This is a genomic window from Pseudoalteromonas sp. NEC-BIFX-2020_015, assembly GCF_012952265.1.
In the GTDB taxonomy this organism is placed as follows: Bacteria; Pseudomonadota; Gammaproteobacteria; order Enterobacterales; family Alteromonadaceae; genus Pseudoalteromonas; species Pseudoalteromonas neustonica.
The window spans coordinates 111,232-136,152 of sequence record NZ_JABCJL010000004.1 but is presented as its reverse complement, the minus strand read 5'-3'; the positions used below and the strand labels follow the sequence as shown (position 1 = coordinate 136,152).

Annotated in this window: 23 protein-coding genes; 5 read left to right on the top strand and 18 right to left on the bottom strand. The window is 37.9% G+C overall.

Annotated elements, in window-relative coordinates:
- Positions 1–83: 83 nt before the first annotated feature.
- The 3 genes from HH219_RS04675 to HH219_RS04665 form a co-directional block, all read right to left on the bottom strand.
- Complete coding sequence (locus tag HH219_RS04675) at positions 84–659, bottom strand: hypothetical protein (RefSeq protein ID WP_169326781.1); 576 nt, start codon at positions 657–659, stop codon at positions 84–86.
- Positions 652–1,284, bottom strand: a complete 633-nt coding sequence (locus HH219_RS04670) for a sigma-70 family RNA polymerase sigma factor (RefSeq protein ID WP_169326780.1) — start codon at positions 1,282–1,284, stop codon at positions 652–654. Before HH219_RS04670 ends, HH219_RS04675 begins: the two co-directional genes overlap by 8 nt.
- A 61-nt stretch (positions 1,285–1,345) precedes the next feature.
- A complete protein-coding gene (locus HH219_RS04665) occupies positions 1,346–3,100 on the bottom strand; it encodes a VWA domain-containing protein (protein ID WP_169326779.1) in 1,755 nt (584 codons plus the stop codon).
- 181 nt (positions 3,101–3,281) lie between these two features.
- Between HH219_RS04665 and HH219_RS04660 the strand changes: the two genes are divergently transcribed.
- Positions 3,282–4,490, top strand: coding sequence for an MFS transporter (locus tag HH219_RS04660; RefSeq protein ID WP_169326778.1), 1,209 nt, complete (start codon positions 3,282–3,284; stop codon positions 4,488–4,490).
- A gap of 127 nt (positions 4,491–4,617) precedes the next feature.
- Here the strand turns inward: HH219_RS04660 and HH219_RS04655 are convergent, their stop codons facing one another.
- The 8 genes from HH219_RS04655 to HH219_RS04620 form a co-directional block, all read right to left on the bottom strand.
- A complete protein-coding gene (locus HH219_RS04655) occupies positions 4,618–4,812 on the bottom strand; it encodes a hypothetical protein (RefSeq protein WP_169326777.1) in 195 nt (64 codons plus the stop codon).
- Between the two features lie 169 nt (positions 4,813–4,981).
- The gene (locus HH219_RS04650; protein WP_169326776.1) at positions 4,982–5,233 is read right to left on the bottom strand and encodes a TIGR03643 family protein; all 252 of its coding nucleotides are present in this window, start codon (positions 5,231–5,233) and stop codon (positions 4,982–4,984) included.
- Positions 5,234–5,307: 74 nt separating this feature from the next.
- A complete protein-coding gene (locus HH219_RS04645; protein WP_169326775.1) occupies positions 5,308–6,309 on the bottom strand; it encodes a fatty acid desaturase in 1,002 nt (333 codons plus the stop codon).
- 251 nt (positions 6,310–6,560) lie between these two features.
- Positions 6,561–7,220: an outer membrane beta-barrel protein gene (locus HH219_RS04640; RefSeq protein ID WP_169326774.1), complete on the bottom strand. Its 660-nt coding sequence runs from the start codon at positions 7,218–7,220 to the stop codon at positions 6,561–6,563.
- A gap of 271 nt (positions 7,221–7,491) precedes the next feature.
- Positions 7,492–7,959 carry an N-acetyltransferase gene (locus tag HH219_RS04635; protein ID WP_169326773.1) on the bottom strand — a complete coding sequence of 156 codons (468 nt, stop codon included), beginning with the start codon at positions 7,957–7,959 and terminating at the stop codon, positions 7,492–7,494.
- 199 nt (positions 7,960–8,158) lie between these two features.
- Positions 8,159–8,410 (bottom strand): hypothetical protein, encoded by a 252-nt coding sequence (locus tag HH219_RS04630; protein WP_054206205.1) that lies wholly within the window; start codon positions 8,408–8,410, stop codon positions 8,159–8,161.
- Positions 8,411–8,764: 354 nt separating this feature from the next.
- The gene (locus HH219_RS22385; RefSeq protein ID WP_349251606.1) at positions 8,765–10,066 is read right to left on the bottom strand and encodes an ATP-binding protein; all 1,302 of its coding nucleotides are present in this window, start codon (positions 10,064–10,066) and stop codon (positions 8,765–8,767) included.
- Positions 10,059–11,429 carry a sigma-54 dependent transcriptional regulator gene (locus HH219_RS04620; RefSeq protein WP_169326772.1) on the bottom strand — a complete coding sequence of 457 codons (1,371 nt, stop codon included), beginning with the start codon at positions 11,427–11,429 and terminating at the stop codon, positions 10,059–10,061. The genes HH219_RS22385 and HH219_RS04620 overlap by 8 nt, the downstream gene beginning before the upstream one ends.
- 173 nt (positions 11,430–11,602) lie before the next feature.
- Here HH219_RS04620 and HH219_RS04615 point away from each other — a divergent pair, with 173 nt between their 5' ends.
- Genes HH219_RS04615 through HH219_RS04605 form a run of 3 tightly spaced genes read left to right on the top strand, consistent with a single transcriptional unit; the run spans position 11,603 to position 15,970 of the window.
- A complete protein-coding gene (locus HH219_RS04615; protein WP_169326771.1) occupies positions 11,603–12,850 on the top strand; it encodes an HlyD family efflux transporter periplasmic adaptor subunit in 1,248 nt (415 codons plus the stop codon).
- An 11-nt stretch (positions 12,851–12,861) separates the two neighbouring features.
- Positions 12,862–13,551 carry an ABC transporter ATP-binding protein gene (locus tag HH219_RS04610; protein ID WP_169326770.1) on the top strand — a complete coding sequence of 230 codons (690 nt, stop codon included), beginning with the start codon at positions 12,862–12,864 and terminating at the stop codon, positions 13,549–13,551.
- Positions 13,544–15,970, top strand: coding sequence for an ABC transporter permease (locus HH219_RS04605; RefSeq protein WP_169326769.1), 2,427 nt, complete (start codon positions 13,544–13,546; stop codon positions 15,968–15,970). The genes HH219_RS04610 and HH219_RS04605 overlap by 8 nt, the downstream gene beginning before the upstream one ends.
- Before the next feature lie 186 nt (positions 15,971–16,156).
- Here the strand turns inward: HH219_RS04605 and HH219_RS04600 are convergent, their stop codons facing one another.
- Positions 16,157–17,386 carry a DUF3667 domain-containing protein gene (locus tag HH219_RS04600; protein ID WP_169326768.1) on the bottom strand — a complete coding sequence of 410 codons (1,230 nt, stop codon included), beginning with the start codon at positions 17,384–17,386 and terminating at the stop codon, positions 16,157–16,159.
- A 217-nt stretch (positions 17,387–17,603) separates the two neighbouring features.
- On the opposite strand from HH219_RS04600, the gene HH219_RS04595 reads away from it, so the two are divergent.
- Positions 17,604–18,155: a YkvA family protein gene (locus tag HH219_RS04595; RefSeq protein ID WP_169326767.1), complete on the top strand. Its 552-nt coding sequence runs from the start codon at positions 17,604–17,606 to the stop codon at positions 18,153–18,155.
- 512 nt (positions 18,156–18,667) lie between these two features.
- Here HH219_RS04595 and HH219_RS04590 read toward each other — a convergent pair.
- From HH219_RS04590 to HH219_RS04565, 6 genes are all read right to left on the bottom strand, one after another.
- Positions 18,668–19,036, bottom strand: a complete 369-nt coding sequence (locus tag HH219_RS04590; protein ID WP_054206213.1) for a glyoxalase — start codon at positions 19,034–19,036, stop codon at positions 18,668–18,670.
- A 155-nt stretch (positions 19,037–19,191) separates the two neighbouring features.
- Positions 19,192–20,004 carry an AraC family transcriptional regulator gene (locus HH219_RS04585; RefSeq protein WP_169326766.1) on the bottom strand — a complete coding sequence of 271 codons (813 nt, stop codon included), beginning with the start codon at positions 20,002–20,004 and terminating at the stop codon, positions 19,192–19,194.
- Positions 20,005–20,116: 112 nt separating this feature from the next.
- Positions 20,117–20,590 (bottom strand): DUF4410 domain-containing protein, encoded by a 474-nt coding sequence (locus tag HH219_RS04580; RefSeq protein ID WP_054455302.1) that lies wholly within the window; start codon positions 20,588–20,590, stop codon positions 20,117–20,119.
- A 110-nt stretch (positions 20,591–20,700) separates the two neighbouring features.
- On the bottom strand, positions 20,701–22,200 hold the full coding sequence (locus HH219_RS04575) for a hypothetical protein (RefSeq protein WP_169326765.1): 1,500 nt from the start codon (positions 22,198–22,200) through the stop codon (positions 20,701–20,703).
- Positions 22,201–22,569: 369 nt separating this feature from the next.
- A complete protein-coding gene (locus HH219_RS04570) occupies positions 22,570–23,544 on the bottom strand; it encodes a transposase (RefSeq protein WP_169326764.1) in 975 nt (324 codons plus the stop codon).
- A gap of 127 nt (positions 23,545–23,671) precedes the next feature.
- Positions 23,672–24,457, bottom strand: coding sequence for a hypothetical protein (locus HH219_RS04565; protein WP_169326763.1), 786 nt, complete (start codon positions 24,455–24,457; stop codon positions 23,672–23,674).
- Positions 24,458–24,921 lie beyond the last annotated feature (464 nt).

Here is a 24,921-nt window from a genome sequence, read left to right as displayed (position 1 = left end):
CGCCTTGATATTAAGCCCCTGTGAAACGCTGAATTCTACATCTTGAGGTGGCTTGGGTATAAATTTAAGTTATCTGCTATTTATTATTTTAAACCCATATTATTGCCAAGCAGTTCTTTATATTTAGGCGCTAACTGTACTTTTTGTTCGGGGTATTTTTCCAATAACTCAATTAGCAATAACTTGGCCTCTTCAGGCTGGCCTTTAGCAAGAAACATATCAACCTGCTTTAACGTAACAGCAAAGTCATTCGCAGGTGCTTGCTTTTTCATGCTACGACTACGCAGTAACTCTGTTTGCACTTCAAGCTTTAGCTCATCAGCCATTGGTTCTGCGAGTAACGAGGCTGGGGCTGCACGCTCACTTCGCTTAATGACTGGCGTTGAATTAATGTTCGCGTCAGGTTCGAGAGCTGGCAAGTCATTTACAGAGGTAAATTGATCTGTATTTTGCCAATACAGTAAACTAACTGACATTAACGATGCTGCTGTTGATAGCCGCCCATACCACGTTTGATAAAAACGTTTTGATTTTACTTTGGGCTGCACTGCATTCACTGCGTTTTGCAATATTTGTTGATCCAGCGCTGAACTTGGTTGCTCTGTTGCACCATCACGATAAAGCGAAGCAATGTTATTACTAGTGAATTTATCAGTCATCTATTCCCCCCATTTTATGCATGATGCACTGTTTTAGTTTGGCCAATCCATAACGTATCCTACTTTTAATATTATGAGCGGACTCCCCTACCAACTCAGCAATTTCATCTAATGTAAAACTTGCTTCATGCTTTAATAAAAAGGCCTCTTTTTGCTGGCGTGGTAATTGAGCTAAGCATGCTTTTAAGTAATGTGCTTGTTGCGATAAATAAAGCGCTTCATCATGCTCACGCTGAATACTTGCATGCTCACTCGACACACATTCACTTGGGGTATACTCCAAACTACTCCCTGATTTATCATCAATATTGTGGTCATCATTCGCAGCTATTACTTTATTGTAGGTAGCACTACGGCGGTAATAATCGACAAGCTCATTATGGGCGATCCGATACAACCAAGTCGTAAACTTTGCGCTGACTTGATAATTTGAACGCGCTTTAATCAGTTTGTTCCACACCTCTTGAAAGAGCTCTTCGGCTAGCGCTACCGATGAGCATTGACGAACAAAATAGCGATAAAGGCTGCTTTTGTGCCGTGTGTACAAAAGTGTAAATGCTTGCACATCACCTTGGCCATATTTAAGCATTAGCGTTTCATCTGCTACGTTTTTCTCGTCTTTCATGGCGCCCCTTTATGAATGGCTGATTTTTATATATTAGCCTCTTACATTAGTACTTTATATTTTAGTGAAGGACATCAGCAGTTTTTACCAGCTGAATAAACTCACTACGATAGCCAAACGGGTCATTCCCCTTATTTTTTATCGCTAATTTAGCGCAATCTTCATAGTGCCAGTCGCTGGTGTATTTTGCACCTTTAAGTAACTGAGCAAACCCAGCAACCGCAGTCGCAAATTTAAAATCTGTACTTGTATCTAACCAGTCACTATCGTTTTTTGGCATAAATACTGGAGTGCTGATTAATTCACTGCGCTCACTATTTGGTTGTTTATAACGCACTTTAACAAACGCAAGCTCTTGGCTATCGTTGCTTTTGTGCTGTGTGGTTTTATAACGTAAGTCATCAATACGTTTATTAGGCGAGTTTGCAAGTGTAATTTCATAAAGGGCTGTTACCGTGTGCCCCGCGCCAAGCTCTGCTGCATCAACTTTATCGTTATTAAAGTCTTCCGTTGCAAGTAGCCTATTTTGGTAGCCAATCAAGCGATATTCAGCCACCTGCTGCGGGTTAAATTCCACCTGAATTCTTACGTCTTTGGCAATAATTTGCATCGTACTACTTAGCTCATCAACCAGTACTTTACGTGCCTCGTTGATGTTATCAATGTAAGCATGTTGTCCATTGCCAATGTTGGCTAATTGTTCCATCAAACCATCGTTATAGTTGCCTTGACCAAAACCCAGCGTAGTTAACGCAATCCCTGTTTTACGTTTGTCGGCCACCAGCGTTTTAAGCGACTCGGTCGATTGTAAGCCGACGTTAAAATCGCCATCGGTGGCTAAAATCACTCGGTTCACACCTTCTTTTTTAAAGTTTTGCTGTGCTATTTGATACGCAAGCTCAATGCCTTGCTCACCATTGGTTGAGCCTCCCGCAGCTAATTGTTTTAGCGCGGTGGTTATTGCCTGATGATCATTACCTTTAGTGGCAGGCAACACAACACCAGCTGCGCCGGCATATACAACGATTGCCACGGAGTCATTTTCATCGAGTTGTTTAGTCAACATGGCTAAACTGGTTTTTAATAAAGGCAATTTGTCTGGCGTATTCATTGAACCCGATACATCCAATAAAAAAACCAAATTAGCAGCTTTTAAATCTGCTTTTTCAATTTCAAATCCTTTAATACCAATTTTTACAAGCTGCCTACGTTCATCCCACGGTGCAATACCCAGTTCAGTATGCACGTTAAAGGGCGTGTCTATACTTGTAGGCGCGCTGTAATCGTAGCTAAAATAATTAATAAACGCTTCTTCTCGCACTGCATCAACCGGTGGTAACTTACCTGCATTTAGTATACGACGAACATTACTGTAACTGCCTGTATCCACATCCACCGAAAAAGTAGAGACAGGCTCAATAGCAGCCTGTTTAACGGGGTTTTGTTGTGACTTTATGTATTTTTCACGATCTTGCTCTGTCGAAAATACAATATGATCACTTGGATCAGGGCGTTTTTCTATCATAACGTTTGAAAGCATTAACCCTTGTGGCTGCGCGGCATAACTAACAGGAGCCAGACGTCGCCTTGTTTGTACATCAGCGTGTATTGCATCATTGGCTAATGCATTAGTTTCTTGTTTGCTTTGAATTATTACAATTGCCTCAGACTGCTGTTTTTTCTCATCATTTGCCTTTTCGCTCATTTTATTTGAGCTTTGGTTACAGGCCGTTAGCCCTAACAAAACACTAAAGCTAATTGCTGCTAAACGATAGTTACATTTTATACCATTAATTTTTTTTGAAGAGTTGTTCATAGAGTCACCTTATTTAATACACTGCTACTAATGCTATTAACGGATGACCTTTGGAAGTGGGGTTAAATTTTTAACTAATAAATTAAATAATATTTTATTCCTCCAAATTTATTACTTTCACCTCATTTATTACCAAGTTCTCTGACGATTAGTTACCATAGGGCTACGTTTTTCATAATTGATGATGTTAGTTTTGTATTCCACTCCCGCTAATCGCACTTTATTTTCTTCTGCTATTTTAATTCTCGGTATTTTTTTTATTGCCGCCAACTTACGCGCACCTGTCACAGGAATTGCACCGGTACTTGATCAAATCATTTTGGCGTTTAGCTTAACGCCAACACAAGCCGGTATGCTCACCACGTTACCTTTAATTGCATTCGCTTTAGCCAGCCCAATGGCAGCAAGCTTAGCCAAAAAGCAAGGGCTTGAAATCTCTCTTTTTATTGCGCTTTTACTTATTGGTGCAGGCCTTAGCTCTCGATTAATTGACTCTGCTTCCGCTCTTTACTTCGGTACAGCGATTATTGGAGTGGGTATAGCCATTGGCAATGTACTCTTACCAAGCTTAATTAAACGTGATTTTCCTCATAAAGTCGCTGTGATGACCTCTTCTTACGTACTTGCCATGGGTATTTTTGGTGGCAGTTATTCAGCATTAATTATCCCTTTGGCCGACTACAAAAATATGGGCTGGCAACTGGCGCTAGCCTGCTATGGCTTACTCACGATTGTAAGTCTTGTCATTTGGTTGCCGCAATTAAAGCTACATACAAAACCTGATAAAGCACTACTCAATAATACCAACAGCATAAAAGTATGGCGTCAACCGCTGGCGTGGCAAATTACTTTACTACTCGGGTTAAATTCGTTTTTTACTTACATAATGATTGGTTGGTTACCCAGTATTTTAATTGAAGGTGGCCACTGTGCACAGCAAGCTGGGGCACTGCAAGGGAGCTTTCAGGTAGCATCAGCGATACCAGGTATCATACTAATTCCTTTATTGGCAAAATTAAAAGATCAACGTTTACTTACTTGTATATTGGCATTATTAGCAGCTTGCTGCTCACTGGGGCTACTATACTTGCCTGAGTTTGCATCTATTTGGTCAATCACATTAGGGTTTTGCTCTGGGGCATGCTTTATTTTGGGGCTGTCGTTTATAAGTTTACGCACGCATGATTCTCGCCAAGCGACTTCGCTCTCAGGTATGGCGCAATGTTTTGGTTACTTACTTGCCGCATCAGGGCCTATTTTAGCTGGCTCGTTACATAGCCACTTTGGTAGCTGGTCAACCACGTTGTGGTTATGCGCGTTCGCCAGCGGCTTATGTGCCATATTTGGCTACCTCGGTGGACGTAATGTCACCATGCCAAATAACGTTTAAACCATTCTATACCCAAGCAATCTCAAAATGCGAGTTTCAGTTGGAATTAAAAGCGATTTAGGCAAGGCATTGATTGCAAATAATAGTGGTTCTATTGTTAAAATCAATAACGCAGTATAAATCGCTTTTAAACCAACCCTTTGGGCGATTTTACAGCATGCTTTTGCGCCCACTTTTTATTAATAGCCTCACGCTGCTCACGGCGCACTTGCGCCAAGTTAGCTTTTGCGGCAAAGCTTAGTCGCTGCTGATCACTTAATTCGTTATCAAAGTTTATCTGCGATTTTTTTACTGCTCGGCTACTTTTCACTGATGAACACATATTATTATCTCCAAATAACTCGCATTACTTATATAGAAGACATGGCGTGATGTGTTTTTATTTCAAGCATCATTAAAATAACGATTTGATAATGAGCAAAACAGTCTCAGCTCTTTTAGCGCTGTGTGATTTAGTGTTACTTAATACTTGAATTCAAGCAACAAAAGCTTTAACGATTTTTATATTGTGTTTTGCAATGGCTTCGCATAACGGCGGGATCGCGTAACTTAAGATGCTTTGTTGTTCGCCCTGCATGGCGTTTACGCCATACTTTAAACGAACCCGCAGATACATTGCTGCGCATAAAGCCAACTAACTGGGAGTGATTTAAACTATATAGGTTTTCTATCGCTTCAAATGGCGTGCGATCTTCCCACGCCATTTCAATAATTCGAGATTTTTGACTGTCACTGAACTGCATATTGCACCTAAATTGATTTTATACGCAGTAGCGTCAATTTCGGTGCAATAAAGTGCTAAAGAAATACGAACGCCTTACGTATTATTTACTTGGTACAGATTAGCTTGTTTTATACTAGCAAAATCATTGAATCGCACACCGTGATGCTTCATTACTTCAAGGATTTTTTTGCTGATCATTTGGCGTAAATAAAACGGCTGATTAGGCACAAAGTGATGAATAGTATGGGTATGACCAAAGTTAAAACAAAACAGGTTAAATGGCATAAACACACGACTAGTTAACACATGTGTTTGTTCAAGCATGTTATTCACTCCCCCGTAGTAATGCATTGATGAGGTAACAAAGTTAAGTGAGCTTGAGCGAATAATGTTAGGCACGATTAATACCACCATTAAAAACTCAAACACAGCCATAATATCCAAAAGCCATACAGGTGAACTTTGCTCAAGCGGCATAAATACGTTAACCCCATGAAACACAATCACACTGTATAAAATAGCAAAATACACCGTTGTGACAGGGAAACCTGCATTAAATACGTTTAAGAAACTAAAGCCTTTGATTTCTTTACTAAAGCGCTTAGCGTTAATTAATAATCCAAGTAACCCATCAACAATCACTAATACGCGTAAGAATGGGTTTTTAATACCATTACCGACTAACCGCTCTTCGAGGTCTTGCTCTGTGCCGGACACCTTATGATGATGTAAGTGCATTTTACGGCGATACCACGGGTTAACCGTATTAGGTCGCATAAGCCATACTGTCAGCATCATAAAATTATGCATAAATGGCTGATTACTAAAATATTGCTTATGAATAAGGTCGTGTTCTAGCTCATGCGAAATCGACGCGGCAATAGCAGCTAAAATAATACACAACCACGCAGGGATGATTGCAAAGTAATATAAAGTACCCACACCAATAAATGCACTAAGCGATAAGAGCAAAATAATTAACCCTAAGGTATTTTGGTGGGTTAACAGTGGGTGTTTTTGACGAAGCCGTGCTTCTTCACTTTTAATAGCCTTAACAATGGCTTGAATGTTTTCCTTGGCACTTAACGTGGTCATAAATAGCAACTGAGAATCAAAGTTGCACAGATGATACCCGAATCAAGATAAACCTTCCATAGTGATCAGCGGATACGTACCCCCGCCCCTGATGAAATAAGCACTGCACTTAAAAGTATTAATAGCTCAGCAAAATATGAAGAGCAGCTATTTAATCCGATGTATTAATGCCTAAAAGAAAAAAGTAAGAAACAACCCATTTTGCGCTTCAAATGGGTTGTTTTTGAAATCAAGTTATCTTGCTTTAGTAATTAAAACTTCCAACCAACAACTAATAATAGGTCTTTTACTTTATGTTCATATGAATGAGTGGCAACACCAAGATCTGTTACCTCTGCTTTGTCTTTCGCTTTAAATAGTGAATACTCTAAACCTACATACAAATTTTTTGTTAATTTGTAATCAAACCCAAGTGAAGCATATGGAGCGTTGCCACTTTTGCCAATATCATAATGCGATGAAGGATGAGAAAGTTTTAAAGGGGTGCTCCCAGTATAATTCCAATGAGCAAGACCAAACCGCCCGTTAACTGAAAAATCATCAAATAATTCAAGCTCGCCTTTGACACCAAATCGTATCGATTCTATATCTATTGGAATCTCAGCCTCGAAACGGTGCTCTAAAAAACCATGTTGCTCAGGAATAATTACTGTAGCGATATTATCACTACTACCATGTTTATGTTTCGATAATTCTAGGGTTAAGTAATCTGTAAAATTTAAACCTACCCTAAAACCGGTAGAATTCGTATTTTGCTTGGATGAGTAATGCTTTTTAGCGCTTTCTGATTCCGTTAAAGAGTAAATATCGTTACTCGATTTACCAATTAAAACTTCTGTTATTATTTTTGTTTCTGCGTGAGAGAATAAAGGAAGCACACAAAGAGCTCCCCCTACTATAATTTTTTTCATTTAAGTCTCAAAGTTAATATAATTATTAAATATAATAAACACTTAACATAAAAAAACCAGACTACCGGACAATTTAGTTCCTATTAATAAAACAGCATTGCTTTACTTGTGACATAATTCAATTACCTAGTACAGCCCCGCGTCAAGATTGGATTCTGGTTTTTGAAACTAAAAGACCGTTACATTTTAAATACAAAGTAATACTTAAATTCAAGCACTTGAATAATGAAAAAGCTATTTTGAGTAAACTTATTATTGAGGTTTCAGGTTATTAATTCAGGTTTTCTGCCAGCATTGCTAACTTTTCTATACCGTGATCTGGCGTCCACCTTTTAAACTCAACAAAGCCATGTTTTTTATACAGCTTAATAGCAGGCCCATTCAGCACGGCAGTTTCAACGACTGCGGTTGTTATGTTGGTTGGCGCTACAAAGCTGTTTAACACATAGTCTATTAATTTATCTGCGATACCCTTTCTAAAATGATCGGGGTCTACCGTTAAACTATTTATTTCTAACTGCTTACTCGTTATCGCTAGTTCAATTACACCTGCAAGGCACTCTTCTGCAATATAACCATAAAAAACTGTTGTCGAATTTTTTATATTATTAACGGTGCGAGATAATGGAGGAAAGTTAAGCGACCCGATTAGCTGCGCTTCAATTGTATAAGAACGTTGAAAAGTAGTATAAATTTGCTTTGCTATTGAATCATTGGTGCTATCTAACTTTGCAATCATTTACTTAAATCCCTGTTGTCACTTACTTTAGTTAAATACAACAATCCACTCACGTGTTTTAAATTCTTAACTGTGGTTGTGCCTATGTACAATCCATTCAAACTTGTATTCTAGCGCTTAGATGACTGTTTATCAAAAATAAAGCAACGTTTATAACATTAGGTTCAAGACGCTTCAATACTAGATACACCACCTATAACTATTTACTACATGACTCTTCGGTTTTTAATTTTGCAATAATACCGAAATAAACACATACCAAAACCATAACGAAACACCAAACTATACCAAAGTAAAATTTGACGGGGTTGCTACTTGCTGTGATTGTAATTTCACGCCCCATAGAGTTGTAAGAAAGCGCACCAACAACTAATAAATTATATAAAAGAAAACTAAAAGCTAAACCAAAAATGCGCGCTATAAGACGTGACTTTTTATCGACCGTTTTCATTTAATGTACCAATAACGAGCCAATGAAGTTGCTCGTTTTTAAATTTATTTTTATTGATGCATCAACCATAGCCGAGTTCCTATTTTGGTTCAATCGTTTAGTCGTTTTCTACTTTTATAGTCATTATCGCCGTTGAGAATTGCCTTATTGCCTTATCGCACTATAAGCGTTAGTTTTTGAGGTTAAAAAAGCTGTCGCTTGAATGTTTTAGGTAAGCTTTTTATTTGAAGAGTGCAGATTCAATACTTATCACTATTACAGCATCTGAGATGGTTACTATCTCAATGATCGTCATCTAAATGATCGACCTATATACCAAGCCACCTCAAGATGCGTTTTGGGTATAATCCCCCATTATAAAACCAACGTAAAACTAGCCCCCAAACCAACTTCAGACTCGACCTTTATCCGTCCTTTATGACGATGGATTATTTGTTGGCTCAACGCCAACCCAATTCCTGAGCCTTTTGTTTTGGTGGTGAAAAAGGGGATAAAAATTTTCTCTAATGCACTTGATTCTATGCCATCGCCATTATCGTTAATTTTAATCTCACTTTTGCCATAGCGATTAATTTTTGCCGAAATCGATATTGTTTTTTCAGGCTTACAACTCAGCTTTAGGGCCTCTACTGCGTTACTTAGCAGGTTAATAAGCACTTGCTCTAACATTTTTTTATCAACCGAGATACTAAGCTGCTTAGGTTCAATTTCAAAGTTGCATGTAATATCGCAGTCGAATAACTGAGCGTTAATCAAAGGCTGCAAATCGTCAAAAAGATCCTGAACTAATATTGGCTGTAAATCTAAATGCGGTACATGGGTCAACTTCCGGTAGTCTTCCACAAAACCCAACAAAGATTGGCTACGAATACCAATCGCATTAAGGCTTTGTAGATAGTCATCTACTAAATCTTGATCTGCCAATTCATGGACGAGCTGCTGCTCAGTGATAGTGACAAGCGTGTTTGCTAATGAATGTATTGGTGCAACTGAATTACCTATTTCATGAATAAGAACGCGAATCAGCTTTTGCCAAGCGTCTATTTGGGTGCTTTCTATTTGTTGAGAAATGGCCGTAAACAGCCATAATTCATATTGGTTATTATGATAGGTAAAGGCAAGGTATTTAAACAACATATCATTTGCAACACTCTCTCCCTGCTTTGCCAGCTCGAGGACAGGCAGTGATGCCATAAGTTCGTTGACCGTGTTGGTATTACGAATGTCCAATGCTTGCTTTGCACTATTATTACACACCACTATATCGCGCTGATTTTTAGTGAGGATAACACCTGCATCAACGTGTTGCAGCATGGTCTCAAAAAGCGCGACTTGTTCGGCTTGTTGGAATTTATCGGCTTGAACACGCTGAATGAGATCGTTGCAAATTGCTTGCTCTTTAGCGCCCAGTGTATGCTCTGCACTCAGTCTAAAACTGCTATCTTGATACTTAAGCGCATTGATAACTTCATTAAATTGCGCCTGTTGTTTATAAAATATTTTTAAGGTCAAGCCCACACAAATTAACGCAGCCATAAAGGAGATGGTACTGAGTAATATTGCATGACTAAAAAACACACCATACAAACCTAAGCAACTGAATATTAATGCAACAATAAATAGTGTTAATACATGATAGCTGGTTTTATTAAACACCGTACTTCTCCATTTTTCGATATAAAGAAGGACGGGTGATCCCCAGTGCTTTAGCTGTATGACTGATGTTGCCTTTAAAATCAGCAAGCGCCTGCTCGATAGTTATTTGTTCAATCTCCGCTAAATTATAAGTAATCGGTTTAAGTGCTATTGCTTCGCTGTGTTGTGTATTTGCAAGCTGAAAATGTAATTGATTACCATCTGATAAAATAACCGCCCGCTCAACTAAATGTTGCAACTCTCGAATGTTACCAGGCCATGCATAGGTAAATAATTCATCTAAGGTGTTATCACTAATACTCTTTACAGGAAGCTTATATTTTTCACTGTATAAGTGAGTATAAAACTCAACCAGTAATGGAATGTCTTGTGGCCTATCTCTCAGTGGCGGAAGTGTGATCTCAACGGTATTGATTCGATAGAGCAAATCTTGTCGAAAGCTACCTTCGCGCACCCTATCGTAAAGGTTCACGTTAGTGGCAGTAATAAGCCTAATATCTATCTCTATTTGTTTACTGCCACCAACGGGAGTGATCACTCTATTTTGAATGGCTGTTAACAGTTTGCCTTGTAATTCTAAGGGAGTGTTAGCTATTTCATCTAAAAACAAAGTCCCCATATCGGCCAATTCAAATCGCCCTTGTTTGTTCTCTTTGGCGTCAGTGAAAGCCCCCTTGGTATGCCCAAACAACTCACTCTCAAAAAGCGAGCTTGCGATAGTCCCCATATCAACTGATAAAAATGTGTCTTTTGCTCTCAATGAATGTTTATGAAACTCCCGTGCAATCACCTCTTTACCTGTGCCGCTTTCACCTAAAATCAATACGTTAGCATCTGTTTTTGCTGCTTTTTCGATGGTTGTAAAAACCTGCTCCATAGCGGGACTTGCTGCAATCAGGTTTTCAAATGGGCGATTCTGTGCTGCAAGCGACAATTGGGCTATTTGATTAAGCTTTTTCGTTTTTTGTCGCTGTGTACTTAAGTCAATACAATTGGCCACCGTCGCCAGTAACTTTTCATTTTGCCAAGGCTTAAGTACAAAGTCACTAGCGCCTAGCTTAATGGCCTCAACTGCCATCGACATATCTCCAAAGGCGGTAAACAGCACAACCACGGCATCTTCATCAAGCGCTTTAATTTGTTTCAACCAGTAAAAGCCTTCTGCGCCTGAGGTTGAGTCACGGGTGAAGTTCATATCAAGCAGAACCAAAGAAAAAGACTGTTTGGCAAAAGCTTGCGCAATATCGTGAGGGTTATCCAGCGTCATTACTTTTTTATAGTGCTGTTTTAATAGCATTTTAGTGGCAATTAAAATTTCGGCATTATCGTCTACCACTAAAACTGCTTTATCTGAGAGGCTCATGGGTTATTCCTTCAATCGAACTGTACGATATCGTACATCAAGTGTTTAATTTTTTTACACCTTTATTTTTTAAATTAGTAAAAAAAACAGTAACAACATGTTTTATAAGAGTTATATTTTTTGGCACACAACTTGTTATATCTATACCAACGTTGAGTTTTAGATGGGTAGTTATGGATAAGCAGATTAAAAAAAAACGTACTTTTAAACTCTGGTGGTTGGCCTTGCCTGCCGTGGCAATTAGCTACTTTCTGTTAAGCAATACGGTCAGTGGCAGTGGTAGTCGGTATAACGTTTCAAGCGACAAGGTAAAAGTTAGCACTGTGGTAAAAGGTGAATTTAGCGATATGATCCCATTACGGGGTAATATCACCCCCAGTAAATCAGTTTTTCTTGATGCTATTGAAGGCGGCCGTGTAGAGCAACGCTTTGTTGAAGAAGGAGCAATCGTTAAAAAAGGCGATAAGCTCCTCGCTTTGAGTAACACAGGTTTACAGCTAGATGTAATTTCCCGTGAAGCACAGATCTCAGAACAGCTTAACAACTTACACAATACCCGTTTGGCCATTGACCAAAATAGGCTAAACCTAAAACGCAATTTGTTAGAGCTCGACTTTGAAATTAAGCAAAGCGAGCGAAAAATGGCGCAACACAAAAAACTGGTAGCAAACAACCTTGTTTCACAAGATGAGCTAAAAACAGTGATTGATAGAACACTGTATTTAAAAGATCGCCGTACGCTTGTGGTAGAACAACAAGATCAGGATGAAATAATAAGAACGACGCAAATAGCACAACTTGAAGACAGTGTGAGCCAGCTAAATAAAAATCTACGCTTTGCACGTAAAAACCTTGAAAGCTTGATAATCAAAGCCCCTATTGATGGCCAACTGACCTCGTTTAATGCCGAGTTAGGAGAATCTAAAGCACGCGGTTCACGCCTTGGCCAAGTTGACATTATGAATGAATATAAAGTCACCGCTTTTATTGATGAATTCTACCTTGGCCGAGTTTTTGCGGGGCAAACTGCCACGCTTACTCATCTTGGACAAGCCTATACCTTAACCCTGAGCAAGGTTTACGCTGAAGTATCAAATGGTCGTTTTGAAGTTGATTTAACCTTTAATGACTTATTGCCACAGCGTATTCGTCGAGGGCAAAGCTTGCAAATGGAGTTACTACTCGCTGATGCAAAGCCTGCCACTATGCTTTCAAATGGTAGTTTTTACCAAGATACTGCGGGCAAGTGGGTATTTGTCATTGAAGAAGGTAGCCAAGTGGCTGTTAAAAAACAGGTAAAATTTGGCCAAATAAATAATAAATTCATTGAAGTGCTGTCGGGCTTAAATGTAGGAGATCGCGTGATCACCTCAAGCTACAGCAATTATAAAAACATAGAATCAATCAAATTAATAAATTAAGGGCAATTGCCATGATCAACCTTAACAACATCAGCAAAATATTTAGAACTGAATCGGTCGAAACCTACGCCCTAGACAGTGTATCTTTAACCGTTGAACGCGGTGAGTTTGTAGCTATTATGGGCCAGTCTGGCTCAGGTAAATCAACCTTACTGAACATTGTCGGTATGTTAGACCACATAGACCAAGGTGAGTATATTTTTGACGACAAGGACATCAGTGGGTTTACCGAAAACAAATTAGCTGATATTCGCAAAGACAACATTGGCTTTATCTTCCAAAGTTTTAACTTAATTGACGAACTTACCGTATTTGAAAATGTTGAACTCCCTTTGGTCTACCAAAGAATTAGCAAAAAAGAACGCGACCAACGCGTATTAGCTATTTTAGAAAAAGTAAATATTGCCCATCGTAAAGATCATTACCCGCAGCAGTTATCAGGGGGACAACAACAAAGAGTTGCAGTAGGACGAGCGATAGTTGCTGAGCAAAAAATGCTGCTTGCCGATGAGCCAACTGGCAATTTAGACTCTAAAAACGGCGAAGAAGTGATGCAACTTTTAGCGCAATTAAACCGTGAAGGAGTCACCATCGTCATGGTCACTCACTCTGATCATCATGCTAATTATGCACACCGCGTGATCAACGTATTAGACGGCCATATTGTATCTCAGAATATGCAGGAGGCGCGTAGTGCTTAGTAATTACTTAACCATCGCTTATCGAAGCCTTTTAAAACAAAAGCTATATTCAAGTATTAATATTTTAGGTTTAGCAATCGGCCTTGCTATTTGTATTAGCATGGCTATTTTTGTAGAGTCGGAGCTTGGCTACGACACCTTTATTGAAGATCATAACAACATTTACCGTACTTCGTTAAAATTAACTGTACCGGGCTCCCCAGAGCAAAATTTTGCTCCGGGCTCTGTGTATAACGCTGAGCGTTTTAGTGTTTATTTTGATGAGATAATTGAAGCTGCTCGCCTTCGCGAAATAGGTGCAACCTTAGGTTACGGCACCCAGCACTTTAGCGATGACGGCATACTACTGGCTGATAGTAATACCCTTGATTTTTTCTCATTAGAATTACTCCAAGGGGATAGTGCTACAGCATTAAGCGCACCTAATTCAATTGTTCTAACTGAATCTGCCGCCCAGAAACATTTTTCAAATCAAAATGCGGTAGGTGAGACATTAATATTAGCAAACCGTATTTCACTTAAAGTAACGGGTGTTATCAAGGATTTACCTAAACGTACCCACTTAGATGTATTTGCACTCATTAGTATGAGCACAGCGCCTGCATTTTTGAATAATCCAAACTGGGATCAAAACCCAAGCTTTAACTATTCGACCTATTTTAAGTTAGCGCCACTTACTGATGTAGCAGCACTTGAAGCAAAAATCCCTGATTTTTTAGACAATCACATTCGGGCTAACACCAGTGACTCTTTGCATTACACCTTAATACCTGTGACTGATATTTACCTAAAATCAAATTTGTATGGTGAACTTAAAAACAATGGTGACATAAATATCGTCTATTCGTTCAGTATTATCGCTGCGCTGATCCTATTAATTGCCTGCGTTAATTTTATGAACCTCTCTACTGCAACCGCAACCAAACGCGCCAAAGAAGTGGGGGTTCGTAAAACCTTAGGCGCTAAAAAATACAGCCTGATTGCGCAATTTATGATTGAAGCAATCATGCTTTGTTATATTGCGCTATTTATTGCAATGGCGTTAGTTGAAGCAAGCTTACCCATGTTTGCGAGCTTTATTGGCAAAACACTGAGCTTTAATTATTTAGATGGCACACTCCTACTCACTTTATTATTATTGGGTCTTGTGATTGGAGTTATTTCTGGCGCCTACCCCGCATTTTATTTAAGTGCATTTAAACCTGCAAAGGTACTCAAAGGCGAAGTAACTCAAGGTAAAGCTGGGGCACTCCTTCGCCAAGGGCTAGTAGTATTTCAGTTTAGTGTGGCAATTATTTTAATTGTTGCGACCACAGTTGCCAGTTCACAGCTAAACTACGCACGTAACATCGAGCTTGGCTATGATAAGTCGAACACCTTTGTAATAAGAGGTTTATATACTAACGAAGCGAGCAGTAAACGTGATGCATTAAAAACTCAGCTGCAATCACACCCCAACATTATTAATGTAACTGCCAGCTCACGTTTTCCTACAGGCACATTAACCGACTCTTTTGGTCTTATAAACCCAATCACAAATGTATTTCAGATGATGCCAGTATTATCGGTAGATGAAGATTACTTTACTGGTTACAACATCAATATTATAAGCGGTCGCAGCTTTAGTCTTGATTTTCCTGCAGATAAATACCAGCAACCAAGTGACGAAAATCCAGCCCCCGCCTTTTCTGTAGTAGTAAACCAAATGGCGGCAAAAAGTTTAGGATTTAGTGCGCAAGAAGCGGTAGGTAAGCAATTTAAAGTACTCGCCGGACGCCACGGCAAAGAAAGCATTGCAACGATTGTGGGTGTATCAACTGATTATTACTTCTCATCGCTAAAAACTGAGATTAGCCCCACTTATCATTTATTAAATAGCGACGCGGGCTATTCAATGTCAATTAAGTACGACAAAAATGCAACTCAAGTTCGCGACTTTATTGAGCAAACGTGGGCAACTTTAATCCCTGAGCAACCTATATCACTTGCTTATTTAGAAGAGACATTCGAACAAATGTACCAACAAGAAGACAAAGAATTTATTGTATTTAACCTGTTCTCATTACTCGCCATATTTATTGCGTGTTTAGGGTTGTTTGGTCTGGCGTCTTTTACAACCCAGCGTAGGACTAAAGAAATTGGCATTCGTAAAGTATTAGGCGCCTCGGTATTTGATATTGTAATGCTGATTAATAAAGAGTTTTCAAAGCAGGTATTAATCGCCAACGTTATAGCTTGGCCTATCGCTTACCTTATCATGCAGCAATGGTTAAATAATTTTGTATACCGTGTTGATTTGTCGATATTCCCGTTTGTGTTAGCAGCATTATTAGCATTCGTGATTGCATGGGTAACAGTTGGCTCGCTATCAGCCATTGCAGCTAAGGAAAGACCAATTAACGCACTGCGATATGAGTAATATAAGGTTATAAAAATTAGCCATATTTCGAGGCTACAAGTTACTTTCTAAGATAGCTAAAGCTTGTGTGTATTTACCTTTACCACTGATTGCTCGCCTAAAACACGCGCAATTAAGTGGTATTAGGGTTAATAATACTAAGTGCACAAAGATTACACCGGTTCTTTTTATTATTTATTTTAAAGTCTAAATTTCGGTTAAACCCCAAACAATTGCCACAACCGTCGTTAATGCCATTAATATAAAGTAGATAATACCAACAAAACCATAAGTGAAAAAAGCGAATATATAACCTTGTTTGTAAATACGTTTTTGCATTATAAACAAGTAAATAGGTATCCATATCAGCAAAGCAAATCCAATGAATCCTAAAATACTCGCCGCAGCAGTAGCAAACCCACCACCCAGTGCCTTAACATGATCATGTGCTACATCTAACAGATCAATTGATAATGAACTGACAAAAATAAAGCTATGACTATGCAGTGCCACAGTTAAGTGCTCCATATAAAGACGCTTTGAGAAGATAAAAATCACCTTAAGTAACAGCGCAAATATAGGCAAAAGTACAAACATTAATTGTGGTAGTTTTCCTAATACTTCATTGATTAAACGATTAGTATCCGTGGTAAACGTTTTCTTCGCTTTTTCTGCTAATTTTTTAGCAGAATCATCAAGCTTCTTATTACTTTCATCGGATAAAAAATCAAATGACAAACTACCATCAGCACTATTTGAAATAGTAATGCTATTACTTTTGTCATCTGTACCTAAATTAGCGCGCTCAAGCTCTATGGTAGCAAGCTGTCGAGTCGTACTCACCAGTTTGGCATTTTCAGCAATAGAAATATCAAGCTTTAAATCATCAAGGTAGCGATTAAACCTCGCTAAATCGGCATCAATGCTCGCTATATTTTTATTATCTGGTGTCGGCTGAGCTTGTAATTTTTTTTCATTAAGCGTTTTAATATGCTCTGTAACTTGAGTAATAGCAGCTTTGTTATTATTCATTTCAATCGTTTGTTGGTCTTCTCCAGAAACAGTTAATTTTAGAGTTAAAAAAAACATAATACTAATGAATAAATATAAACGCAGTGGCGGCACGTAATGCACTCGCCTGCCCGAAAAATACTCATTAGTTAAAAAACCGGGGCGAAATATTAACGGCCATAAAGTACGACTGGCACGGGAATCAAAGCTAAAAATATCATCGAGTAGATGTAAAATAACCACCCAAAAATACTTTAACGTGGAGTCGAGCGACTGCCCGCAGTTAGAGCAAAATGCCCCCTCAACTGATTGGTGGCAATTATCACAAAGCGTTTGAGCCACCGCCTCACTATCATTAATAACGGAGACTTCTTCTTGTGAAGAAAGTGAACTATTTATATTCACTACCTGATTTTCTTGAGACATAAGCTCACTATGACTATTTAAACTATCAATTAAGTAATACATAAAACAATAGCACGATGTAACATGTAAATTACAAATAATTTATAAAAAACCAACTATTAAACGTGCTGCCTGCCAAAGGATCTGCTAAATTCAACAATGACAATAAGCTAATGTTAATGTTGTCTGTCATAGCGATTATTTACTGTGACCATATAGCCAATACAGGAGAATTATAATGGCGTTTGAAGTTAAGTTTGAATTATCAGATACCGATTTAGAGCACTTTCGCGATGTGATGCGTAAAGCACAACAGGGCGCTAAATTACTAAGTGAGCAGGTAATAATTAATAATGCTAAAAAAATCAGCTCAAATATAATAGACAATGTGCCTGAGTTTGTACGCCTTCGCATCAAAAAATTAGAAACATTTATCGCAATGATTGAAGATACTGAATGGCAAATCCCTGAAGAAGAACGCGTAGAAATATTAAGTGCGTTGGCTTACTTTAGTGATCCTGAAGATTTAGTGCCTGATCATATTCCCGTACTAGGCTTTTTAGATGACGCGATTATGATTGAACTGGTTGCTGGCGAGTTCAGTGACGATGTTGAAGCATTTGAAGAGTTTTGCGCCTATCGTAGCCGTGAAGAAAGCCGCAATGGTAACGCAACCGTTACTCGTGATGAATGGCTAGACGCAAAACGTCGCGAACTACACAGCCGCATGCGTAGTCGTCGCAATGAACGTCGCTCATCTGGACGCTCTTCATTTCGCTCAGTGTTTTAAGCACGACCAACTACAAGGCAATAAAAGCTGATTTAAGCTCTTTTATTGCCTTTAATTCCAATTATAGTAACGCATCCAGCCCTAATATTTATTGATAATAGATACGCCTTGTACACCCAAACCACCTCAAGATGCAGACTTCAGCGTTTCACAAGTGTTTAATATCAAGGCGTTACTTTGCAATAATGGCAGTCCCTTTTAAGAAGTAACAACGATGAGAGTAAGCGCCTGTGAAACGCCCAACGGGTTGGTTTAAAAGCGATTTATACTGCGTTATTGATTTTAACAAGGGAACAACCATTATTTGCAATCAATGCCTTGCCTGAATCGCTTTTAACTCCAACTGAAACTGCATCTTGAGGTGGCTTGGGTATATACACAACATAAAGCCATTCCCCGAATTAAATATCTAAATTTACAGTATTAAAAGTGGGAGGCTTTTTAGCTCCACTTTCTTAACGTCATCTTCTTAATGCCCTTATCAAATTTAAACAGTCTAAAATATGAACTACTTAGTTAGGTGAATGTAAACCAAGTCTATTTCCTTCGGTATCTATAAACAATGCGAAAAAGCCACTTTCGTCCGCATGGGATGTTTTGGATACAAGTACTTTCCCGCCATACACTTCAACCTTAGATAAAACGACTTGTAGGTCTTCACCTGCATTTAAATACAATGTAAGGCCAGCAGTAGAGGGTAAATAACCTTCTCCTTGAATAATGATACCAACCGTAGATTGATCCTTATATGGAAATAACCCCATCTTCATTCCTGGAATATCCATAGTTTCGATGGTTAAAGTAAAAATGTTGCTATAAAATTTTACAGCGCGATCTAAATCGGTCGCAGGGATCTCAAAAATCGATGCCAAACTTTGCATTTCACTCTCCTTATTATTTACGTTTTACAGTCAGTAAACCGAGTCACTAACACTATTATTGATGGGAACGTTCTCACTCGTATTTCTTCGAACGACCACATTTTCAATATAGGCATAGGAAAGCATAATAAATTGTAAAAAAACGACAGGGCCGTTTATTTATAGAAAAGCAAAGAAAGAGCCATACTTTTGTCACCAAGAAAGTTACGCGGCTTTACCCCTGTAAACTCTTTAAAGTCTTTAATAAAATGAGATTGATCATAGTAATTGCATTTGTACGCTATATTAGTAAGGCTTTCGTCATGATTAATTAATAACTTCAAAGCAGTTTGTAAGCGAATAAGCTTACTCAACTTCTTAGGGCTAACTCCAACTATATCTAAAAATTTTCTTTCTAATTGTCGTTTTTGATTGGGAGCTGAACTTATAATTTTGTTAATGGGTATATTGCCATTGTTCGAAAAGAGAATCTCAACGGTTGCTTTTACAACATTTTCAATAGTTCGCGGATTACTAAGTTTTGAAAAAAGAAATGCTTCAAGTATTTCAATTCTTTCACTTGTGTTTAGAGCTTTAATAATACTTTTTTCTAGCTCCTCTGATTCATTGCTTTCAAACAATTCATAAATTGATGTTTCTTTATTTTTTAGATTATTGATGGGTTCAGAAACGAAATTAGAAAAAGCATAAGGTAAAAAGCTGGCAGCAAAGGTATGAACATAACCTGTCGGTTGAATATAAAAAGGGGAAACGGTTTGCCCAAGTACCATTGCACGTGGTTGAATTATGTAATGATTATCTGAAGTGTACCTTTTAATGTCATCACCTAAAATGAAAGCCAATTCAATACTTCCATCAGGTACAATTCTCTGCTTTTCTGAATTTTCTTCTGGAGAGACCTCGAGTGTCCAGAAAAAATTAACAAAAGAGGCTATATCTTTACTTGGTAAAAATGTTTTGTAATCCATAAGCCATCCAAATCAGTACGAAATTCACACTGAGTATACTAACATGCCATATGTATCAGATCTTTCTGGTGACTTTTAATGTTTTTACACAACATATAAAAAGGCCTCCGACTTAATACTTCCCTGTTTTAATATATGTTACGATTTTATCTGCATGATCCTCAATAAGTCCCTTTGATGTCCCTACTGCAGCTTTATTTCTTGACGTAACCTTTAACCTAGCGATAGTTTCATCGCTTTTTACATCCTTAATAACAACTATCGTTGAAATATTATCTGTTCCAGCCATGAAACCGCCTAACGCTCTGGCTGCGCCATGCCTCATTTTATAATCAATGAAGGTAATTTCAATTTTCTTATTAGCATCATTACTAGTGCTTAGTCCAAATTGACTCATTTGTGCTTCTAGCCTTGCTTTGAATAGAGACATCCCTTTTTCTGGAACGCTCGCTTCATCAATAACCTCTTGAGTAAATACATCTGACAATTGGTAGGTGTAACTACGTTCAACTATTAATTTTGTACTTGAACAACCTGTTAATACAACAAAGCTTAATATAGTCACTAAAAATCTAACGTTTTTCATAATTTCTCATGGTAGTACATGGTGATTTATAAGAGGAACTAAAGTTAAATAAACTAGCTAGAACATATATGTCCTAACTAATTTATTTAAATGTAAAGTACCAGACGCTCCTAATCTAAGTAATTCAAGCGATAAACTTCATGTTGACGCCAAAGCAAAGGATCTTGCATTTTACACTTACCTTCATACTCAGAAAGTGCCCAATTACTGTAGTTACATGTTTGCGGTGTCATCTTCTCTTTGATTTGCTCAATAACCAAATGATCAAGCACGCTACCTGGAAATTCAGCATTCTTAATATGTATCGCTCTTGATAGCGCAACAGGGCTGGCCCAAGAAGGTGTCATTGATGAAATAGGATAGGAATTTAAACCCAACATATCCGTTTGCATTACTGGCGTTTTATTATAAGGAAATGGGCGAATAGGGATGATACCAAAGTTAATAAATACATCTATCCATTGTTTGGAGTTACCCCGAGCAGATTGCAGTGCAGGTGCTGCTACATCATTAATAATACCTGTGCTGGGTAGCTTTGAATCTAATGAACTAAAATCCCCTACCAACATTCTATTAATATAAGACTTCTCAATATCAAGCGCATTATTATCTACCGACATATTAAGTCCGGTTGCCTGAAAACCAAACACGCCCTGAGAATTAAACAGCATTTCATAAAATGGTCGTAAAGTATCAAATAACGCCTTTTTTACTGTTGTTGACGGCTGCGGTAAACTACAATATTCCGTCCATAAACTTGCGATACTTTCCAGTGTATAACCACCTGAATAATTGATGTATTCGACACCATGTTTGTCCAAAACATTTTGTTTAAAATCAGTTGAAACATTACTAATATGCTTAGTTAATCTTTGTAAATTAGTCGTAATTTGTCCATTTTCTGTTTTATTGGGATAACAAAACAAATCAGTTTTGTGTTTAAAAAACTCGGGTTGTGGTGCAATAACCAATTCAGCTAACGGGTTATGTTCCAGCAAATAAGTAAAAGGTATTCCACCGTGACCGATAAATGCTTGATAATTTGAAAAAGGATATAATTCATCAAATATCGTGTTTAAAGGCGTTAACCACACTGCGGGAATGAAACGTGCTTGTTGATTTTCATCGGTAAAGTTGTCAATCTCTTTTAACGTATCAACAACAAACGTGGGTAATTCAAACGTAGGATCGTAATCAACCACATCATTTTGTTGATAATATCCTGTATCAGCTTCTTTAAACGCGGCTTTCACCCGACTGCGGTAACGAACAGTAGCAGAAAATTCAAGCCCCGAATCCAAAATAAGTATGGTTTGATTTGGATCTGACTTTTCTGGTGAAAACTCACCGTCTGAAAATTTTAAAATAACCTTTTCACAAGCTTCATCATTATTATCAGTTTCACAGTTCAACGCGTTTAACTGAGTTATCTTTTTAGTGAGCCAGTCATCAACCTGCGGCTTTAAAAGCTGTTGCGGAGTGTCAGAAATTGGATCTGGCTCTGGTTCAACAATCACTGGAGGGGACTTTTTAGGGGATGAGTTACCACCACCACAAGCCCCGAGCATCAAACTTAAAAAAATCAGAAGGGTTATGTGTCTTTTTTTCATAATAATTAATACCGCTTAGTCCATTTGGATTGCTTTGTCCATTTTGGGTACCATAGCGTTAATAATCATCGGTGTAAATAATAAATAATCCTTTTACATTACCGCTTATAAAATAGACCACCACATTTAGCTAGTTGAAAATAAATTAAGATTTAAGGGTAGGAACAAAGTTAACACCCTTATAAATAAATGCTGCAATCATCAAACTTAACCGTGCAAAAAACTACCTGCCCGCAATTACTTTTCGAGGAAATGTTGTTTGTAATAAATAACGTGACTAATGTCCGCTGAATACTGAATTTTAAACATATAAGGCTGCAAATTCGCAGTTCTTGAATTGCTTTTGATGGTTTATTATATCGTTCTATTTTATGCTAATAGCTTTTCACAATTACTCACGTTTGCTCGTCGCTTTCTATTTAAATCTTCACAGTATCCCTCCTGCGATGTTGGCCTCCCGACTGCGCCATCAAACACCCGTGTAAAGTGGGTCGTGAGTTTTAACCAATTATCTGCTGAGATATTTGCCCGCTCCAATAACCGTGAATGAGTATTATCTATATAACCGCGCTTATCTTCTCGTATACAACGACCTGTTAACTCGACAAGATCTAAATAAGATTTTAACTCAAATGGTAAGCCCTTTGGCATGTGCTGCCTTGACATACCTGCAAAGCGCATTAGATGTTTTGGTTGTTTGCCGTCTTTTGCGCTTTCTAATCGTTTTTGAACACTCGTATGTGATGACTCTTCTGGCGTGTTTGCCATTCTGGCCCTGATAGGATTTAAATCAACGTATGCCATACAGGCTGCCAATGATGCTTCATCAAGAAGCGCTTGTGACTTGAAGCGGCCTTCCCAGAATAGTCCTGTACAGTTATCTTCCTTATTCGCTTTACGAGTAATATCTTCATTTAATAATCGCATAAACCAGCTAATACTTGCTAGCCGTTCACGGTATTGTTTTACTGTTTGATTAAAAAAGATAAGTTCAGCTTTACTTAGCTTTTCACTTTGTATGTATCTTTGCTTAAGTACGGTGCCTTTACACAGCTTGTGCCAACGAATAACAATCGCTTTATCATTCAGCCTCTTTGCTTTTTTATCATCAACATAGAGCACTAAGTGCGTGTGGTTACTCATTACAGCATAAGCACACACATCAATACAAAATACCTTGGCTAGACTCAGTAGTTTCTCTTCAACCCAACCTCTGCGGTGCTCATAAGACTTCCCTGTAAAACAGTCTTCACCGCATAAAAATGCTCGGCGTACACAGCGAGAAATACAATGATAGTATTTTGTATCAACCAAACTTATTTGACGCTTTCTTGCGATAGCCATAGGACAACCTGTTTATTTTTTAAACCAATTAAAAGTTAGTGCAAAATATAGAAAATACAAACTTTAGGATGGGTGTCATCTTTGTTGTTCAAGCCTGCTGTTTTGTGTCCTTGGTTTAACGGCCTTGTTAGCTCTTAATACGTGACAAGCCTTCTTTTTGCTTAGCGAAATTCAGTAACATTAAATCAAATAATTTAGGAACTTCTGTAATTTCTTGAAAGCAGAATTTATAGCATTTTTTATTAAACCCAATAAAATCTTGGTGATACTCTTTACTAGTTGGACGAGCACTAATAAAAAACTCAAAAAGAAAACCCGTAAAGCAAAAACATATAGCTTGACCAATTTGGTTATGATTAAGCCTATAATCAGTTCTTACGAATGGACTTACTATAAAATCTCTTAGATCTTTTTCACTAAAACCATTTTCAGTACTATCTATCAAGCGAAAGCCTCTTACTAAAAATGTGCCTTTTGAGAGCTCAGTTTTCGTATTAAGCCCACTTCTGATACTTTGCTGTATTTTTGGAGGAAGATTAACATTGCTAAAACTTGGGTGCGATGACTCACTCATTCTCCAAAGAATTGACGCTAAAAAGTCTCTGAACTTTCTAGTGTTGAAGTCTGATAGGATAATGCCTGATTCATCTTGGCTTTTTAAAGCCTTTTTCCCCGAAAGTACAAGCATACCGTAACTTTCGTAGTGTTGATTAAGTTTTCGTTCACACCCTTCGCATAACTGCGTTGAAGCCCTGCTATCCTGTGAATGCTTAATTTCTTCATTCTCAACTGAGGACAACTCTATAGCTTTGCCATTGTTGGATCTAAAAATTTTTTTAAAAAATGAATCTGGAATTGCGTGCGATTTGCATAAATTGCTATGTTTAAGGCATAGCTTACATTTCTCAAGCATAACGTCCTTTGTTTAATTAAAAGTAAAGACTCTCTTGGGAGCTAACAGCGTTTTACCAAGAATACCGATAAACACTTTGCTAAAAGTGGCCGTACTCACGTAAATACGCATTAAAATTTATAATAATATTATTAACTTACTAATTTATGATGACGATGACAACAAAAATTAGCACTACCATACCGAGAATTTACTTAATCAAGAACCGACATTTTTGTTAACCGAGAATAAATAACGTACATTAAAATAAAATCAATAAGTTACGACCAGCGCAAAATACAAAGCGAGAATTAAAACTAATTACATACCGAGAATTTTAGTATCGAAATCCCCCCCTCCCTATTAAATTAAGGGTACGATTTACCCTTGTTTTAGTGATACAAAAAATGCGCAGTACTCTTCACATTCAAAATGTCTGTTAAGCTTTATTTAATTCGAAAATCGGTAAAACATTCTGGGAGAGT